The sequence below is a fragment of the Pseudomonas sp. 14P_5.3_Bac1 genome (assembly GCF_025466135.1).
Taxonomy (GTDB): Bacteria; Pseudomonadota; Gammaproteobacteria; order Pseudomonadales; family Pseudomonadaceae; genus Aquipseudomonas.
In genome coordinates this window covers 71,726-87,408 of record NZ_JANLOF010000049.1, presented here as the reverse complement: position 1 = coordinate 87,408, position 15,683 = coordinate 71,726, and the positions used below count along the sequence as shown (strand labels likewise).

Below are 15,683 nucleotides of genomic sequence, written 5' to 3'. Positions count from 1 at the left end.
TCAGTGGACGGGCAATTCTACGCCGTCAAACAGCTCTTCCAGTTCTTGCTTGTTGTGGCACTGGATCGCCTTGGCCATGACTTCACGGGTCAGGTGCGGCGCGAATTTCTCGATGAAGTCGCACATGAAGCCACGCAGGAACGTGCCACGACGGAAACCGATCTTGGTCACGCTGGACTCGAACAGCTCGCTGGCGTCGAGCACCACCAGGTCTTTGTCGAGGTTGGTATCGACCGCCATCTTGGCCACGATACCCACGCCCAGGCCCAGTCGGACGTAAGTCTTGATCACGTCGGCGTCGGCGGCGGTAAACACCACTTTCGGCGTAAGGCCGCGATGGCTGAAGGCTTCGTCGAGCTTGGAGCGGCCAGTGAAACCGAACACGTAAGTCACGATCGGGTATTCGGCCAGGGCTTCGAGGGTCAACTTCGGCAGCTTGGCCAACGGGTGACCCTGGGGCACGACCACGCAACGGTTCCAGCGGTAGCACGGCATCATCACCAGGTCGCCGAACAGCTCGAGGGCTTCGGTGGCGATGGCGAAATCGACGGTGCCGTCAGCGGCCATCTCGGCGATCTGCATCGGCGATCCCTGGTGCATGTGCAGGGCGACGTCCGGGTATTGCTTGATGAAATCGCGGATCACCGGCGGCAAGGCATAACGCGCCTGGGTATGCGTGGTGGCGATCGACAGGGTGCCTTTTTTCTCGTTGGAGAATTCCTGGGCAATCTGCTTGATGCTTTCGACTTTGCGCAGGATCTCGCCGGCGGTGGTGATGATGCGCTCGCCGGCCGGGGTGACGCGGGTCAAGTGCTTGCCGCTGCGCGCGAACACTTCGACGCCCAGCTCGTCTTCGAGCAGGCGGATCTGCTTGCTGATACCGGGTTGCGAGGTGTAAAGGCTTTGAGCGGTAGCGGAAACGTTGAGGTCGTGGTGCGCCACTTCCCAGATGTAGCGCAGTTGTTGAAGCTTCATATGTGTCCCTCAAAGCAGATAGACGCCACGGGTATCAGCGACGGTATATAACTATATTAAAGGTTAGACGGATAAATCTAGAACTTTTTATCGTTTTTACCGATCAGGCATCGTCACTGCGCCGGCGCTGCAGCGAGGGCACCATATAAACCGGCACTGTCGCCAACTGCAGCACCCTCGCGGCCGTGCGCCCCAGCGGCGTGGCAGCGGCCGTTGCGTGGCTGTGACTTCCTACGATCAACAAGTCGACGGAAAGTTTTCGCAGCTGGTCGAGAATCACCTCGCACGGGTCGCCCTGGATCACGCGCACCGAGCGAATCAATTTCAGGTCCTGCTCCCCTTCCCCCAGCTCCTCGCGAAAACTGTCCAGCACCCGCTGCTCGATGGTTGCCATCACCGTGGTCAGCCCCTGGCTCTGCCATTCGTTCAGGGCTTTCTCATCAAGGTAGCTTTGCAACACCGATTCGGCGAACAGCCCGAGCGGCTCGACCACATGAATCACATACAAATCCGCCTTGAACGTTCGGGCCAGTGCCAGCGCATGCTGCATGACATAGGGCGCATACAGACCGAGGTCCGTGGCGTACAGCATCGAACGAATCATAGAACCTCCTGGACGGCCAGGATGGCGGGGATTGAATGAGCTTAGCAGCGCCTGCGGGACTGGGGCTCAGCTCTCGGTGTGGATTTTCAACTCATTGCTGATGCCGTGGGGCACATGCCCGGTGGCCACCACCTCCCTGGCCTTCTCGCAATGACCGGCCTGGTCATCGAAAAACACATCGGCGGCGAACGCCTCCAGAAACGCGGATTTCTCCAGACCCCCGAGGAACAACGACTCGTCCAGACGGATATCCCATTCGCGCAGGGTGCGAATCACCCGCTCGTGGGACGGCGCCGAACGCGCGGTGACCAACGCTGTGCGAATCGGGCATGCCTCGTCTGCGAACTCGCTCTGCAATACGTTAAGCGCCGCCAGAAACCCCTTGAACGGACCACCGTGCAACGGCTGGCGCGCCGACTCGCGCTCGTTGGCCAGAAACGCCTCCAGCCCGCCTGATTGATAGACACGCTCGGACTCATCGGAAAACAACACCGCATCGCCGTCGAACGCAATCCGCAATTCCTCACTCGACGCCCGATGCGGGCCGCCCGACAGAATCGTCGCCGCGGCAAACCCGGCATCCAGTGCACTGCGCACATCTTCGGCATGGGTCGACAGAAACAGATGGCAGCCAAATGCGGCCAGGTAAGGATAGGGACTGCGCCCGCCGACGAACGCGGCGCGGGAAATATCCAGGCCGTAATACTGGATCGAATTGAACACGCGCAAGCCGGTGTCGGCACTGTTGCGCGACACCAGCACCACTTCGACGCGGGCCCGGCCCAGGCTGGCGTTAAGGCTCAAGAGCTTCTTGACCAAAGGGAAGGCATCGCCGGGCTCGAGGGTTTCTTCCTCGTGCTCGATCTGGTACTTGCGGTAAGCCTCTACCCCTTCGGCCAGGTAGACCTTGTGACTGTCACTCAGGTCGAACAGTGCACGCGATGAAATCGCCAGCACCAGTTTGTCGCCCAATCCCTTCGCCATGGTGTTTCCCCCGAATCAGCGGTTGTGCCGATCAATAAAACTCAAGGCCTGGTAAAGCGCCTGCATGCGTGGCAATTCGCAACCCGCCGCTTTTGCGGCGGCCAATGGCCGGGCATAGATCGCCGCCAATTCCAGCGGACGTTTGTGCACATGGTCGTGATACATGCTGGGCAGGTAGTCGTCCATGGTTTCGGTCATGGCGAACATCTGCTCGGCGTAACTGGCAGGGATTTCATGGCCGCAGGCGTGCGCGCCTTGGACCACTTCAGCCATCAATGCCTGGATCAACTCGCGGCTCGATTCATCAGCCATCAACGCGGTGGTGCCAGTGCCCAGCAACACGGAGAGGCCGTTATACGGCACATTCCACACCAGCTTGTGCCAGCGAGCCTGGTGCACATTGGCCATGGCCTGGGACTCGATACCGGCCTGGTGAAACAGCGCGGCGCCCTCTTCGACAATCGCCTGCTGGCGCGATTCATCGTTGGCCGCTGTGCCGCTGTGGTAACCAAGATTGACCCGGCCCAAGGCCTGATGCTCGACGACGCCCGGCGCAGAGCGGTGCACGCCGATGTAGCACAGGCCACCCAGCAAGTGCAGCGACGGCGGCAGGTGTTCGCGCAGGCTGTCCTCGACGTCGAGGCCGTTTTGCAACAGCACCACCTTGGCGTCGGGCGCGGCGACCTGGGCGATGGTCGGCGCGAGGTCCACGTTACCGGTGGATTTGGTGCCCACCAGCAGCCAGTCGCACGCCGGCATGTCCGCAGCGCGGGCGTAGGCCTGCACCGGGTGCAGGTGCAACTTGCCATGCAGCGTACTGTTGAGGTGCAGGCCGTGCTCGCTGACCGCCGCGTATTCGCTGCGCAACAGGAAGTGCACGTCGAACCCGGCACGCGCCAGCATCACGCCGTAGAACCCACCGATAGCACCGGTGCCGATAATGCCAATGCGTGGCGACGGGGATGCAACTGCGGTCATGGCAAATCCTCTGGTGTGCGGGTAAGTGCTTGATTCACTGCCTCGGTGAGGTCGGCAAGTGCAAGACGGGTGTGCAACTGCCCAAGAAATTGACCCTCGCACACGAGGAATAACGCGGGCAAATGAAAGATCTGGTAGCGCTCGACCGCACCGCCGTTGTGCCCGGCATCCACCCAGCACACGCGGTCGACCGGCAAACGCCAGCCGGGCAGCTGCCGGCGTGCCCAGCGGCAACTGGAACAACCGACACTGGTAAATACCACCAGCGAAATACCTGGCAATCCCAGCAGCTGCTGGTCAATATCCAGGTCGGTCAATTCCAGTTCCTTCACTATACTGCTGCCACCGCCGTCAACTGGACGGTGCTCGGAGTCCGTGTACATGGGTCGTTTTTTACCTCACCCTGATGATGTCGCTGTCGAGTTAATCCAACGCCCCGCTCCTGCCATTCCCCGCCAACGCCTGCACACTATCGGCCTGGGCGGCGTCGCCTGCAATTGCCCGCGTGCCTGGCGCCAGGGTACGGCGGTTGATCTGCGCATCCCCTCCCTGGGCGCCAGCGCCCGTTATCCAGGCTATGTAGCCTGGTGTCGCAAGCTTGAAAAAGGCTATCGCATCGGCATCTCTTTTACCGATGAGCACGCCTTGTTCGGTGCGCGAATGGGCGAGCAAGTGTGCCAGATCGAACGCTACTGCCGCTTGCATGAAGACGCCGAGCCGACGCCTGCGCAACTCGAAGCCATGGCTCGCGAGTGGGTCTCGCGCCATGCCGGTGAGTTCTCCCGCGAGACTTTTGTGGCGCCGGCGCTGGATTAAAGCCGGTTTTGCCCATTGTCGCGGGCCCGTGTTACGCGCTAAGGTTCCTCCCCCCTGCATTCAAATCATGCTGTGCTCCGCCGCACGGGGATGGCTGGCGGCCGGCACCCGTGACCCTGACGAGTAACACGATGGCTGATTTACCGATCAATGACCTTAACGTCGAATCCAACGAGACCCTGATCACGCCCGATCAGCTCAAGCGCGAAATCCCTTTGAGCGACGCTGCCCTGCAGACCGTCACCAAGGGCCGCGAAGTCATCCGTGACATTCTCGACGGCACCGACCACCGCCTCTTTGTGGTGATCGGCCCTTGCTCGATCCACGACCTCAAGGCTGCCCACGAATACGCCGAGCGCCTCAAAGTGCTGGCGGCTGAAGTGTCCGACACCTTGTACCTGGTGATGCGCGTCTACTTCGAGAAACCGCGCACTACCGTCGGCTGGAAAGGTTTGATCAACGACCCGTACCTGGACGACTCGTTCAAGATTCAGGACGGCTTGCACATCGGTCGTCAATTGCTGCTGGACTTGGCCGAAATGGGCCTGCCCACCGCCACCGAAGCCCTCGACCCGATCTCCCCGCAGTACCTGCAGGACCTGATCAGCTGGTCGGCCATCGGCGCGCGCACCACCGAATCCCAGACTCACCGCGAAATGGCGTCCGGCCTGTCTTCGGCCGTGGGTTTCAAAAACGGCACCGATGGCGGCCTGACCGTCGCGATCAACGCGCTGCAATCGGTGTCCAGCCCGCACCGCTTCCTGGGGATCAACCAGGAAGGTGGCGTGTCCATCGTCACCACCAAGGGCAACGCCTATGGTCACGTGGTCTTGCGCGGCGGCAACGGCAAACCCAACTATGATTCGGTCAGCGTTGCGCTGTGCGAGCAGGCGCTGAACAAGGCCAACATCAAGCCGAACATCATGGTCGACTGCAGCCACGCCAACTCCAACAAGGACCCGGCCCTGCAGCCACTGGTAATGGAAAACGTCGCCAACCAGATCCTCGAAGGCAACCAGTCGATTATCGGCCTGATGGTCGAGAGCCATCTGAACTGGGGTTGCCAGGCGATTCCAAAAGACCTGGCCGACTTGCAGTACGGCGTGTCGATCACCGATGCCTGCATCGACTGGTCCGCCACCGAAACCACCCTGCGCAGCATGCACGCCAAGCTCAAGGACGTATTGCCGAAACGCAAACGCACTTGAACCGCTGAATCGCGCACACAAAAACGCCGGGCTTAGCCCGGCGTTTTTCGTGGTGCGGTCGCTCAGTTACAGCTTCGCGGCATGGCGCTGGTGGCGCTCCATGTAGCGCTCTACATAAGAGCACGACGGGATCACCGTGTAGCCGGCCTCTTCGGCGAACTTCAACGCTTCTTCGGTTAACGCCGCAGCAATGCCACGGCCCCGCAACGCGTTGGGCACGAAGGTGCGATAGATATCCAGGGTCTGTTTACCGAGGTCCATATAGGTCAGATAGGCACGATGACCGTCCACATTGGTCTCGAACTGATGACCTGCCTGGTCATGGTGGATGGACAACGCCTCGCTCATCACTACTCCTCGCGGGTCTTGGATTTTGACCCCTACCTTACCGATGTTTTTCCGGCGAAGGAACATCTACGCCACCCCGTGCCGGTTTCGACAACGAGAAAACCTATAGCGCTCACAACCAGCACGTAGGGAATAGTAGTCACCAATGCTGCAATAGCTCAAGGCGCACTCGTCATCCCTTGCCGCTGGCGGTTACAGAAAGGGCCTCGATCAATCAGTGATCGATAGCCTGAACATTGCCGGCAGTTGAATCTTGAGACGAACTGCCGCTCTTAAAGTCACCTCTACATACGCAAAAGATGCGCGAGGCGGTAACGGCCCACTGAAAAAAAGTGTCAACCTCGATATATAAATCTTTACCTGTTTACCGGACCCGGCACATGCGGGCCGGACCTCTCAGCCTGGATCGAGTTCCCAGGGAAATGAAAAAATCTGGAGGGTTTTTATACAAACCTCCTAAAGATTAGCCAAAACAGATTCGGCGCAAGAATTTTTTTTGCTTCTTGCGCTACGTCAGTTTACTTACTACAAGTAATGAGTAGTATGTACGCCGGCTATCCGCTCACTCTGAGAAAGTAGCCATTTAATAGAAAGTCCTTGAAGGGGAACACGATGAACAACGTTCTGAAATTCTCTGCTCTGGCTCTGGCCGCAGTTCTGGCTACCGGTTGCAGCAGCGTCTCCAAAGAAACCGAAGCTCGTCTGACTGCAACTGAAGACGCAGCAGCTCGCTCCCAGGCTCGTGCAGACGAAGCCTACCGTAAAGCTGATGAAGCTCTGGCTGCTGCTCAAAAAGCACAACAGACTGCTGACGAAGCTAACGAGCGCGCTCTGCGCATGCTTGAAAAAGCAAGCCGCAAGTAATAATCCTTCGGGGTTGTTATCAAGCCGATCCATTCTTGGATCGGCTTTTTATTTCCCGGGATTCGGCCCTGAAGCCCGCGCAATAAAAAGCCCGCCGCAGCGCAAGGCTGAGGCGGGCCAGGGATCGAGCAGGCTTACTGCTGCAGATCGACCGGCGTGCTGGACGCCACAGGCGCAGTGGCGCCCGGTACACCAATCTCCGTTGGCAGACCGTCTTCGGCCGCCACCACATCGCGCACCTGATCCCAGTTCACCCGCAGGTTATTGGCCAGGTCTTCGCGCTTGAGCAGGGCATTGATGACCGCCGTGTGCTTGTCGACCACGGACGGCGTGCCGTCATCGTTCAGCGGTGTATGCGCCTCAAGGTAGACCTTGCCGCCACTGCTGCCGAACTTGTAGGCATCATTGATGATGCGCACCGATGTGCCGACCGGCACCATGTCGGCCATCTCCAGCACATTGTTGTTGAACATGCGGAAGCAGCCGTGGCTTGTACGCGTGCCGATACCAAACTTCATGTTGGAGCCGTGAATCAAATAACCCGGCGTGCCCAGGGTGAACTTGAACGGGCCCAGTGGGTTGTCCGGACCGGCAGGCACCACGTTAGGCAGCGGGTCACCATTGGCAGCGTGCTCGGCCTTGATCGACGCGGGCGGCGTCCAGGTCGGGTTGGGGATCTTGCCAGTGATGGTGGTGTGCGCGACCGGCGAACCCCAGCCTTCACGGCCGATGCCCAAGGGGAACGTGTAAACCACATTCTGGCCCTTGGGGTAATAGTAAAGCCGGTATTCCGCCAGGTTGATCACAATGCCTTCGCGAGGACCCGGCGGCAGGATGAAGCGCGTCGGCAGCACGATCTCGGTACCGGCCCCCGGCAACCAGGCGTCGACGCCAGGGTTGGCCGCGACCATTTCCGAATAACCCAGGTCGTAGGTGGTGCCAAGGTCGGCGAAGGTGTCTTCGTACTTGGCCTTGATCACCTGAACCTGACCGACAATGTCTTCACCTGGCGGCGGCAAGGGCAACTGCAGCGCTGATGCCGAACCGGCTGCACAGAGCGCAGCGAGGGACAGGCAGCAGGAAACGACGGAAAGGCGCGACAACATCCGGAAAATCCTTCGCAGAACGACGGGTAGGAAAAAACTGATTGTACACGGGTGTCAGAGGGGAAGGCAGAGGGCCTGCGACCGTGCGCAAGCCTTTACAGCTCGAAACGCAGCTCCGGCCAGATCGGCGGTGTGCCACGCTTCTGCGATTCGAGGATGGCTCGGCACAGGGGGCACAGTCGCTGGTCTTGAAAGATCGAGCGGTCGACAGATGACCAACGCGGTTGTGCGGGCAATAAAGTCCCGCAAAGCGTGCGATCGATCGAGCCGCCCAACTCCAATTGACGCGCGACCAGATGCACCCGAACTTCCTGGCAGGCGAACAGGTCCAGCTGCTCGTCAGGCTCGATCAGTTGGTAATTGAACAGGGACCAGGCAGGGCGCGACATCGGGGGCTCCAGATCGGGGGGGCGCCACCTTAGCCGAAAGCCTGCCGGTATAAAAGCGTCATAGCAGCGGTTTTAGCGTTGGCCAGACATTTTCCAGCAACTTGCCCTGGGCACCGACCGCCGGGTGCAGCTGATCGGCCTGCATCAACTCCGGATGGCCGCCCACACCTTCAAGGAAAAACGGCACCAGCGGGATACTTTTTTCCTTGGCCAAGGCGCCATACACTTCGGCAAACGCCGTGGTGTATTTGGGACCGTAGTTGGGCGGCAGTTGCATGCCCAGCAGCAGCACCTTGGCGCCGCCGGCCTTGGACTGGTCAATCATCGACGCAAGATTTTGTTTCAATTGCGCTGGCGGCTGACCGCGCAGGCCGTCGTTACCGCCCAACTCGAGAATCACCAGGTCCGGCTTATGCTCTGCAAGCGCCGCCGGCAGCCGCGCGAGGCCACCTGCGCTGGTGTCGCCGCTGATGGACGCATTGACCACCTTGTCGTCAAAACCTTCCTGCTTGAGCCGCTGCTGCAGCAAGGCCACCCACCCTTTGCTGGTATCCAGGCCGAAACCGGCACTGATACTATCGCCAACGATCAGGACTGTACCCGCCGCTGCGTTCTGGGCCATGCACATCAAGGCCAGGCCAGCACTCAAAAACCACATTCGCATCGGATTCTCCATGGGCGCAAGCATTCTCACCGCGCGAAACCTTAGCAAAGTGGTTCCCAGCGCGGAAGGTGAACTGACTATCCTGCACGAACTTAGCCTGGAACTGAACAAGGGCGATAGCCTGGCTATCGTCGGCAGCTCCGGCTCCGGCAAATCCACCCTCCTGGGCCTGTTGGCCGGCCTCGATCTGCCCAGCAGTGGCGAAGTCACACTGGCAGGCCAAGCCTTGAGCACCCTGGATGAAGACCAACGCGCACGCATCCGCGCCGAGCACGTCGGCTTTGTGTTCCAGTCATTCCAGCTGCTCGACAGTCTCAATGCCCTGGAAAACGTCATGCTGCCGCTGGAGCTGGACGGCCGCAAGGACGCCCGCGAGCGCGCCAAACACCTGCTCGAGCGCGTCGGCCTGGGCCAGCGGCTGACCCACTCGCCACGCCAGCTTTCCGGTGGTGAGCAACAACGGGTTGCCATCGCCCGAGCCTTCGCCGCCGAACCGGATGTGCTGTTTGCTGACGAACCCACCGGCAACCTCGACAGCCACACCGGCGAACGCATCAGCGACCTGCTGTTCGAACTTAATAAAGAAAGCGGCACGACCCTGGTACTCGTCACCCACGACGAGCGCCTGGCCCACCGTTGCCGACGCCTGATCCGCCTTGAAGCCGGCCTGATGGTCGCGCCCCTGGAGCCTTGATGGCCCGTTTGCCGCTGTTGCGCCTGTTCAGCCTTGCCATGCGTCAATTGCTGCGCGATGCCCGCGCTGGCGAGTTGCGCGTATTGTTCTTCGCGCTGGTGGTGGCCGTGGCGGCCAGCACTGCCATCGGTTACTTCGGTGCGCGTCTCAATGGCGCCATGCTGTTGCGTGCCACCGAGTTCCTCGGCGCCGACCTGGTGCTTGAAGGCAGCTCGCCAGCCCGTCCCGAACAAATCAAGTCCGGGACTGAACTGGGCCTGGATCATGCCCGCATCGTTGAGTTTTCCAGCGTCATCGCCACGGATAATGGCATTCAGCTTTCCAGCATCAAGGCGGTCAACGAGCAGTACCCGCTGCGTGGCGAGCTCAAAAGTGCGGCAGAACCGTTCGGCACTGAAACTCCTGGCGGTGGCCCCAAGCCCGGTGAGGCCTGGGTGGAAGCAAGGCTGCTGACGGCGCTGGACCTGAAAGTCGGCGACAGCATCGATGTCGGCATGAAGACCCTGCGACTGACGCGCATACTGACCTACGAGCCAGACCGCGCCGGTAACTTCTACAGCCTTACACCCCGCGTCATGATCAACCTTGCCGACCTCGATGCCACCGGCGTGGTGCAGCCCGGCAGCCGCGTGAGTTACCGTGAACTGTGGCGCGCGCCTCAAGGCAGCACGGCGCTGCAAACCTATCGCGACCTGGTCAAGCCGGGCCTCGCCGCCAACCAGCGCCTGCAGGATTCGCGAGACGGCAACCAGCAGATCGGCGGCGCGCTGGGCAAGGCCGAGCGCTACCTGAACATGGCCAGCCTGGTGGCGGTCTTGCTGGCCGGCGTGGCGGTGGCATTGTCGGCCAATCGCTTCGCCAGCCGACGTTTCGATGCCAGCGCACTGTTGCGCTGCCTTGGGCTGTCGCGCCGCGAAGCAATGTTGCTGTTCACCCTGCAACTGAGCGTGCTGGGCGTGGCGGCAAGCCTGGCCGGCGCCCTGCTTGGCTGGCTGGCGCAGTTTGGTCTGTTCTATTTCCTGCACGACCTGCTGCCGGCGGACGTGCCGCCCGGCGGGCTGCTGCCGGCGGTCGCAGGCATCGGCACCGGGCTGGTCGCCCTCGCCGGTTTCGCCTTGCCGCCGCTGGCGGCGCTGGGGCGTGTACCACCGCTGCGGGTATTGCGCCGTGACCTGCTGCCGATCCCGTCCAGTACCTGGATGGTGTATGGCGCGGCGCTGTTCGCGCTCGGCTTGATTATGTGGCGCCTTAGCCTCGACCTGGTGCTGACCTTCGCCTTGCTGGGCGGCGGTGTAGTGGCTGCGCTGATCCTCGGCGGCTTGCTGCTGCTGTTGCTGCAAAGCTTGCGGCGCTTGTTGGCTCGCGCCACGCTGCCCTGGCGTCTGGGCCTTGGGCAGTTGCTGCGTCATCCGTTGGCGGCGGCCGGGCAGTCGCTGGCGTTTGGCCTTATCCTGCTGTCCATGGGCTTGATCGCCCTGCTGCGTGGCGAGTTACTGGACACCTGGCAAAACCAGTTGCCCAAGGATGCGCCCAACTATTTCGCCCTGAACATCCTGCCGGCCGACAAGGACGCCTTCAGCGCCCGACTCCTGGACGTACAGGCGCAATCGGCGCCGTTGTACCCCGTGGTGCCGGGCCGGCTGATCAGCATCAATGGCGAAGCGGTGCAGGAAATTGTCAGCAAAGACTCAAGCGGCGACCGAGCGGTGCAGCGTGACTTGAGCCTGACCTGGGCCGCCGACCTGCCACCGGGCAATGTGCTGACAGCCGGCTCCTGGTGGTCTCAGCAACCAGGCGATGAAGTCCCCGGGGTTTCGGTGGAAGCCAAGGTCGCTGCAAGTCTGAAGCTCAAACTCAACGATCATCTGATCTTTACCGTCGGCGGAGAAAATCGTGAAGCGCGCGTCACCAGCCTGCGGACCATCAACTGGGATAACTTCCAGCCCAACTTCTTCATGATCTTCCAACCGGGCACCTTGAAAGACCTGCCCGCGACTTACTTGACCAGCTTCTACCTGGCGCCAGGCCATGATCAGCAGATCGTTGACCTGTCCCGGGCATTCCCGGCCGTCACCATCCTGCAGGTCGAGGCCTTGCTGGAGCAGTTGCGCAGCATCCTCGCCCAAGTGACCCTGGCGGTGGAATACGTACTGTTGTTTGTACTGGCGGCCGGCATGGCGGTGCTGTTTTCCGGCTTGCAGGCCACCCTGGATGAGCGCATTCGCCAGGGGGCGCTGCTGCGTGCACTGGGTGCAGAGCGCAAGTTGCTGGTCAAGGCACGCCGCATCGAGTTCGGCTTGCTCGGCGCAGTCAGCGGCCTGCTGGCAGCGCTGGGTACGGAATTGGTGACATGGGTGTTGTACCGCTACGCGTTCGATCTGGCCTGGCACCCTCACCCGTGGCTGTTGCTGCTGCCGGTGATCGGTGCCGTGCTGATCGGCGGTGCCGGCGTATTCGGCACGCGCCGTGCGTTGAATGCCAGCCCACTGACGGTATTGCGCGAAGGTTGAAACATTGATGGCCCGTACGCTATTCGGAGTACGGGCCAGCAGCGTTTATTTCACATACTCGATACCGGTAATCCACCAGCACACCTCGCCGGTCGGGGTTTGCACGATGGCCTCATCGTCGACCTCCTTACGGAGCAACGCCCGGGCCATCGGTGAGTCGATGGAGATGTAGTCCATGCGCTCATAAATCTCGTCATAGCCAACGATACGAAAACGCTTGGTCTCGCCCTGCTCGTTTTCGATATCAACCCAGGCGCCGAAGAACACCTTGCCTTCCTGCTCAGGCATGTATTCCACCACGCGCATATCTTCCAGCCGCTTGCGCAAGTAACGCACCCGCCGGTCAATTTCGCGCAGCAGCTTCTTGTTGTACTGGTAGTCCGCGTTTTCGCTGCGATCCCCCAGAGACGCTGCCCAGGTCACTTTACGCGTGGTGTCCGGACGTTTTTCACGCCACAGATAATCCAGCTCTTTTTTTAGCGCCTCATGACCTTCTTTGGTAATCAGCTTGGTACTCAAACGCTTGCATCCCCAGACAATGTCCAATGGTGCCGAAACGCCACAGCATCATGCCTTGGCGTCGACTGGCAGGGGTGATGATAAATGAACTATGAAAAGTAGCCAGATCGGCAAGCACATTGCGTCACCTCTAGCCTTCCAGGGTTTGATCCAACTCAAGCAGCACACCCTGCAAACGTTGTCGCATACCCGACACCTGCGACATCGCCAGCGCCAGCTTCTGGGCTTTTTGGCTGACGTATGCTTGCTGCTCCTGGAGTTGCGTCGCGTGCTGCTCCAACTGACGATCCTTTTCATCCAGTTCGCCCTGTTTTTGTTGCAGTCGGGCCTGCCACTGCTCAAGCACTTTTTCTCGCTCAATGACCGCGTTTTTTTGTTGCGTCAGGTCCTGGGCGACCTTGGCAAGATTGGTCAGCGTACTGTCCAGCTCAGGCATCAATGCATGTTCCATTTCAACGGGGCGCTGCAATGGCGCAGGTTCACTGGGTGTCAATTGAGCCGGCTGCGCAACGGGCTCTGCCAGCGCTACCTTCTGCGCAGTTGCGACGGGAATATCCAACGCCTCAGCAACCACAGGCTCAAGTACCGGCGGCTCGACGGGCGTGGGTGGGTTTGAAGTTCTGGCGGGCGGGATCATTTGTGATGAGAAGCGAATGGACGGCACGATCAAGGAAGCACTTTCGATCGCAGGCAAGACAGGCGCAGACATGCCCAGGGTAATCACCTTCATTACCAATGCCTTCTTGATGATCATCGAATGATGATCCTCGGGCCTGGCGGGCGGTAATTTGCAGCCTTTCAAATCAATAAAATGGAATGCAATCGAACTGTCGTTCACTGCGCTGGCTTTAGTGCCGGAGGCTGCCGCGGCCATCAGGATTTGCTTGAAGACTTGCATGGCCACTTGCAGGTCTTCTTTGGACTCGATACTGCCCAGAAAATGCCGGTCGAGTTTTTTACGCAACGCGGCGATATAAACCCTGGAGTTGCCCGGCTCAGTCTCTTCATCAAGGCTATAGACGAGAAAGTTGCAGTCGATCTGGGCAACAGCAAACCCGCAGAGCAGCGCACCGTTAACCGGGGCGTCCTGGCCACTGCGTTCAAGAACAAGAGTACGTAGAAGCATCATGATAATCAGGTCTCGTTACAAAAGAGCAAACCTTACATAAACGCCAGATAAAAAATCCGACCGTTAACCATTCTCGAAACAGCGCAATTGTTTCAGTAAGTTATCCGGCTTGACGTAGGAGTTTTCTTATAACTTCGCCCGCGCGTTCCCAAGCGTATTGATTAACCGTAACCTTTTTAAAGTTCATCCATCCACAACACGCGCGTTCTCCATCGCTCAGCCAAACTTAATCGGTAAAAACATGCTCGAGATAAGCAGCCTGACTAAGCACTTGGGCAAAAGTAATGTAATCAACAATTTCTCATTATTTGCTCAGCGCCAGGAGTGTATCGGTCTGTTCGGGGAAGACGGCGCCGGCAAAACAACCTTGCTGAACTTGATCTCCGGTATCGCTAACCCCTCCTCCGGGTCCATCACCGTCCATGGGTTCAACACCCAGACCCATCCACTTCAAGCACGCAAAGTCCTCGGTTATCAGCTCCAGGCCGGGCTCAGCCATCAGACGATGTCCGTTAAAGGCTTTCTCAATTTCATTGCCGACGTGCGAGGGTTCAGCGGGGCTGAAAAACGCAGCAGGGTGGATCGAGCAGCCATGCGCCTGGAGTTGTCGCGTGTGCTCAACGTTCCTATCGGTGCGCTTTGCGTAGGTTTGAAGCGCAAGGTAGCCATCGCCCAAGCCATCCTGCATTCACCCAGCCTGCTTCTGCTGGATGAACCGAGCGAAGGACTGGCGCCGAATCAACGGCTCAAATTCAGAACACTGGTCCAGTCCCTGACCGAAGAAATGGCGGTGATTATCGCCTCGCGTCATTGCGACGAACTGGCCAGCCTTTGCACGCGGGCGGTGGTCATCGCGCGCGGCCAGTTGGTGGCTGACACGCCGCTGTCCGAGTTTCAGCGCAAATCCCGCCACTACCGGGCAGTCACCCTGGCCGCAGAAACTCCTCTGGATTTACTCGCACTGGCCGTCTTGCCCGGCGTCGCAGGCATAGAAGAAGACCGGCATACACCCGGCACCGTGACCGTTCTGGCCCTGCCCGGGCACAGCATCTATCCCCCTATCAACGCACTGATCGCCAACCGCGGCTGGAACATAACGTCATTGAAACTGGAAACAGGGCGCCTGAACGAAGTCGTTCGCCATTTGAGTCATGAGGTCTCTCTGTGAAACTGCTGCCGGTGATTTTCAAGCGTCAACTCGTCAGCTATGCCCGTACGCCAGGCACGTACTTGAGTGTTGCTGCGTTTGTGCTGCTGTGCGCGGCACTGGGGCTGAATACGAGCCCGTGGCTCGAAGAAGGCGGCGCTGACTTACAAGTGTTTTTCCAGTTACACCCTTGGCTCTACCTGCTGCTGATTCCAACCTTGTCAACGCAGCTGTGGTCGGACGAACATCACCCTGGCATGCGCGACATTATGAAAACGCTGCCCATCACGACCATCGAGCGCGTGCTGGGAAAATTTCTGGCCGCATGGGTCGTGTGTGGCATTGCCTTGGCCCTGACCTTTCCTCTGGTGGTTGTCGCCAACTACCTGGGCGCCGCGGACAACGCCGTTATCACGTCACAATTTCTGGCAAGCGGGTTGCTCGCGGGAAGTTATCTATCGGTGGGATGCTTTATCTGCGCGCTGACCCACCGGCGCATCGTCATTTTCCTACTGACGCTCGGTTTGCTGCTTACCGTCAGCATGCTTTCTTCAGCACTGGATGCCCTTGAGCACCAGGCGCCTATTTGGGTGGTAGACAGTTTGATCGCGCTTGACCCGATCTTACGCTTTGGCGCTCTCGACAACGGCAAACTGACACTCCATGACAGCCTGTACTTCGTCAGCGTGATCCTTGCCTTTCTTGCGGCAACAGCAGTCACACTCAATTACAAAGCCCGTTGAGAAGG

The 15,683-nt window shown here is 59.7% G+C and carries 18 protein-coding genes; 7 read left to right on the top strand and 11 right to left on the bottom strand.

Going from position 1 to position 15,683, the window contains the following annotated elements; genetic code table 11:
- The 5 genes from cysB to NTD89_RS11265 form a co-directional block, all read right to left on the bottom strand.
- Nucleotides 1–975, bottom strand: coding sequence for an HTH-type transcriptional regulator CysB (cysB, locus tag NTD89_RS11285; protein ID WP_003189876.1), 975 nt, complete (start codon nucleotides 973–975; stop codon nucleotides 1–3).
- A 103-nt stretch (nucleotides 976–1,078) separates the two neighbouring features.
- A complete protein-coding gene (locus NTD89_RS11280) occupies nucleotides 1,079–1,579 on the bottom strand; it encodes a universal stress protein (RefSeq protein WP_242193799.1) in 501 nt (166 codons plus the stop codon).
- Between the two features lie 66 nt (nucleotides 1,580–1,645).
- A complete protein-coding gene (locus tag NTD89_RS11275) occupies nucleotides 1,646–2,563 on the bottom strand; it encodes a 5'-nucleotidase (protein ID WP_262207653.1) in 918 nt (305 codons plus the stop codon).
- A 15-nt stretch (nucleotides 2,564–2,578) separates the two neighbouring features.
- The gene (locus NTD89_RS11270; RefSeq protein ID WP_262207651.1) at nucleotides 2,579–3,541 is read right to left on the bottom strand and encodes a putative 2-dehydropantoate 2-reductase; all 963 of its coding nucleotides are present in this window, start codon (nucleotides 3,539–3,541) and stop codon (nucleotides 2,579–2,581) included.
- On the bottom strand, nucleotides 3,538–3,924 hold the full coding sequence (locus tag NTD89_RS11265) for a thioredoxin (protein WP_262207650.1): 387 nt from the start codon (nucleotides 3,922–3,924) through the stop codon (nucleotides 3,538–3,540). The genes NTD89_RS11270 and NTD89_RS11265 overlap by 4 nt, the downstream gene beginning before the upstream one ends.
- On the opposite strand from NTD89_RS11265, the gene NTD89_RS11260 reads away from it, so the two are divergent.
- Both NTD89_RS11260 and NTD89_RS11255 read left to right on the top strand, forming a co-directional pair.
- Nucleotides 3,923–4,357, top strand: coding sequence for a PilZ domain-containing protein (locus NTD89_RS11260; protein ID WP_106576830.1), 435 nt, complete (start codon nucleotides 3,923–3,925; stop codon nucleotides 4,355–4,357). The genes NTD89_RS11265 and NTD89_RS11260 overlap by 2 nt on opposite strands.
- Before the next feature lie 131 nt (nucleotides 4,358–4,488).
- A complete protein-coding gene (locus tag NTD89_RS11255; protein ID WP_145163221.1) occupies nucleotides 4,489–5,565 on the top strand; it encodes a 3-deoxy-7-phosphoheptulonate synthase in 1,077 nt (358 codons plus the stop codon).
- A 66-nt stretch (nucleotides 5,566–5,631) separates the two neighbouring features.
- Here NTD89_RS11255 and NTD89_RS11250 read toward each other — a convergent pair whose 3' ends face one another.
- Entirely contained in the window at nucleotides 5,632–5,913 is a 282-nt protein-coding gene (locus NTD89_RS11250; protein WP_003189869.1) for a GNAT family N-acetyltransferase, read from the bottom strand.
- Nucleotides 5,914–6,525: 612 nt separating this feature from the next.
- Here NTD89_RS11250 and oprI point away from each other — a divergent pair.
- Nucleotides 6,526–6,777, top strand: coding sequence for an outer membrane lipoprotei OprI (gene oprI, locus NTD89_RS11245; RefSeq protein WP_003172710.1), 252 nt, complete (start codon nucleotides 6,526–6,528; stop codon nucleotides 6,775–6,777).
- Nucleotides 6,778–6,911: 134 nt separating this feature from the next.
- Here the strand turns inward: oprI and NTD89_RS11240 are convergent, their stop codons facing one another.
- The 3 genes from NTD89_RS11240 to NTD89_RS11230 form a co-directional block, all read right to left on the bottom strand.
- Nucleotides 6,912–7,883, bottom strand: coding sequence for a L,D-transpeptidase family protein (locus tag NTD89_RS11240; RefSeq protein WP_145163219.1), 972 nt, complete (start codon nucleotides 7,881–7,883; stop codon nucleotides 6,912–6,914).
- A 95-nt stretch (nucleotides 7,884–7,978) separates the two neighbouring features.
- The gene (locus tag NTD89_RS11235) at nucleotides 7,979–8,272 is read right to left on the bottom strand and encodes a hypothetical protein (RefSeq protein WP_016972348.1); all 294 of its coding nucleotides are present in this window, start codon (nucleotides 8,270–8,272) and stop codon (nucleotides 7,979–7,981) included.
- A 58-nt stretch (nucleotides 8,273–8,330) separates the two neighbouring features.
- A complete protein-coding gene (locus tag NTD89_RS11230) occupies nucleotides 8,331–8,936 on the bottom strand; it encodes an arylesterase (RefSeq protein ID WP_178119709.1) in 606 nt (201 codons plus the stop codon).
- A gap of 10 nt (nucleotides 8,937–8,946) precedes the next feature.
- Between NTD89_RS11230 and NTD89_RS11225 the strand changes: the two genes are divergently transcribed.
- Both NTD89_RS11225 and NTD89_RS11220 read left to right on the top strand, forming a co-directional pair.
- The gene (locus NTD89_RS11225) at nucleotides 8,947–9,630 is read left to right on the top strand and encodes an ABC transporter ATP-binding protein (RefSeq protein ID WP_016972350.1); all 684 of its coding nucleotides are present in this window, start codon (nucleotides 8,947–8,949) and stop codon (nucleotides 9,628–9,630) included.
- Nucleotides 9,630–12,140 carry an ABC transporter permease gene (locus tag NTD89_RS11220; RefSeq protein WP_262207642.1) on the top strand — a complete coding sequence of 837 codons (2,511 nt, stop codon included), beginning with the start codon at nucleotides 9,630–9,632 and terminating at the stop codon, nucleotides 12,138–12,140. The genes NTD89_RS11225 and NTD89_RS11220 overlap by 1 nt, the downstream gene beginning before the upstream one ends.
- Before the next feature lie 45 nt (nucleotides 12,141–12,185).
- Here NTD89_RS11220 and greB read toward each other — a convergent pair whose 3' ends face one another.
- On the bottom strand, nucleotides 12,186–12,659 hold the full coding sequence (gene greB / locus NTD89_RS11215; RefSeq protein ID WP_083360479.1) for a transcription elongation factor GreB: 474 nt from the start codon (nucleotides 12,657–12,659) through the stop codon (nucleotides 12,186–12,188).
- Between the two features lie 130 nt (nucleotides 12,660–12,789).
- Nucleotides 12,790–13,788 carry a hypothetical protein gene (locus tag NTD89_RS11210; protein ID WP_262207640.1) on the bottom strand — a complete coding sequence of 333 codons (999 nt, stop codon included), beginning with the start codon at nucleotides 13,786–13,788 and terminating at the stop codon, nucleotides 12,790–12,792.
- Between the two features lie 241 nt (nucleotides 13,789–14,029).
- Between NTD89_RS11210 and NTD89_RS11205 the strand changes: the two genes are divergently transcribed.
- Both NTD89_RS11205 and NTD89_RS11200 read left to right on the top strand, forming a co-directional pair.
- On the top strand, nucleotides 14,030–14,956 hold the full coding sequence (locus NTD89_RS11205; RefSeq protein WP_262207638.1) for an ABC transporter ATP-binding protein: 927 nt from the start codon (nucleotides 14,030–14,032) through the stop codon (nucleotides 14,954–14,956).
- On the top strand, nucleotides 14,953–15,678 hold the full coding sequence (locus NTD89_RS11200) for an ABC transporter permease (RefSeq protein ID WP_262207637.1): 726 nt from the start codon (nucleotides 14,953–14,955) through the stop codon (nucleotides 15,676–15,678). The genes NTD89_RS11205 and NTD89_RS11200 overlap by 4 nt, the downstream gene beginning before the upstream one ends.
- Nucleotides 15,679–15,683: the final 5 nt, after the last annotated feature.

Excerpts from the sequence above, each read along its gene's own strand:
- NTD89_RS11270 (WP_262207651.1), bottom strand. The coding sequence starts at position 3,541 with ATGACCGCAGTTGCATCCCCGTCGCCACGCATTGGCATTATCGGCACC.
- NTD89_RS11235 (WP_016972348.1), bottom strand. The coding sequence starts at position 8,272 with ATGTCGCGCCCTGCCTGGTCCCTGTTCAATTACCAACTGATCGAGCCT.
- NTD89_RS11250 (WP_003189869.1), bottom strand. The coding sequence starts at position 5,913 with ATGAGCGAGGCGTTGTCCATCCACCATGACCAGGCAGGTCATCAGTTC.
- NTD89_RS11260 (WP_106576830.1), top strand. The coding sequence starts at position 3,923 with ATGGGTCGTTTTTTACCTCACCCTGATGATGTCGCTGTCGAGTTAATC.
- NTD89_RS11275 (WP_262207653.1), bottom strand. The coding sequence starts at position 2,563 with ATGGCGAAGGGATTGGGCGACAAACTGGTGCTGGCGATTTCATCGCGT.
- NTD89_RS11230 (WP_178119709.1), bottom strand. The coding sequence starts at position 8,936 with ATGCGAATGTGGTTTTTGAGTGCTGGCCTGGCCTTGATGTGCATGGCC.
- NTD89_RS11225 (WP_016972350.1), top strand. The coding sequence starts at position 8,947 with ATGGGCGCAAGCATTCTCACCGCGCGAAACCTTAGCAAAGTGGTTCCC.
- NTD89_RS11255 (WP_145163221.1), top strand. The coding sequence starts at position 4,489 with ATGGCTGATTTACCGATCAATGACCTTAACGTCGAATCCAACGAGACC.
- NTD89_RS11220 (WP_262207642.1), top strand. The coding sequence starts at position 9,630 with ATGGCCCGTTTGCCGCTGTTGCGCCTGTTCAGCCTTGCCATGCGTCAA.
- NTD89_RS11265 (WP_262207650.1), bottom strand. The coding sequence starts at position 3,924 with ATGTACACGGACTCCGAGCACCGTCCAGTTGACGGCGGTGGCAGCAGT.
- NTD89_RS11280 (WP_242193799.1), bottom strand. The coding sequence starts at position 1,579 with ATGATTCGTTCGATGCTGTACGCCACGGACCTCGGTCTGTATGCGCCC.
- oprI (WP_003172710.1), top strand. The coding sequence starts at position 6,526 with ATGAACAACGTTCTGAAATTCTCTGCTCTGGCTCTGGCCGCAGTTCTG.
- NTD89_RS11205 (WP_262207638.1), top strand. The coding sequence starts at position 14,030 with ATGCTCGAGATAAGCAGCCTGACTAAGCACTTGGGCAAAAGTAATGTA.
- NTD89_RS11240 (WP_145163219.1), bottom strand. The coding sequence starts at position 7,883 with ATGTTGTCGCGCCTTTCCGTCGTTTCCTGCTGCCTGTCCCTCGCTGCG.
- NTD89_RS11210 (WP_262207640.1), bottom strand. The coding sequence starts at position 13,788 with ATGATGCTTCTACGTACTCTTGTTCTTGAACGCAGTGGCCAGGACGCC.
- cysB (WP_003189876.1), bottom strand. The coding sequence starts at position 975 with ATGAAGCTTCAACAACTGCGCTACATCTGGGAAGTGGCGCACCACGAC.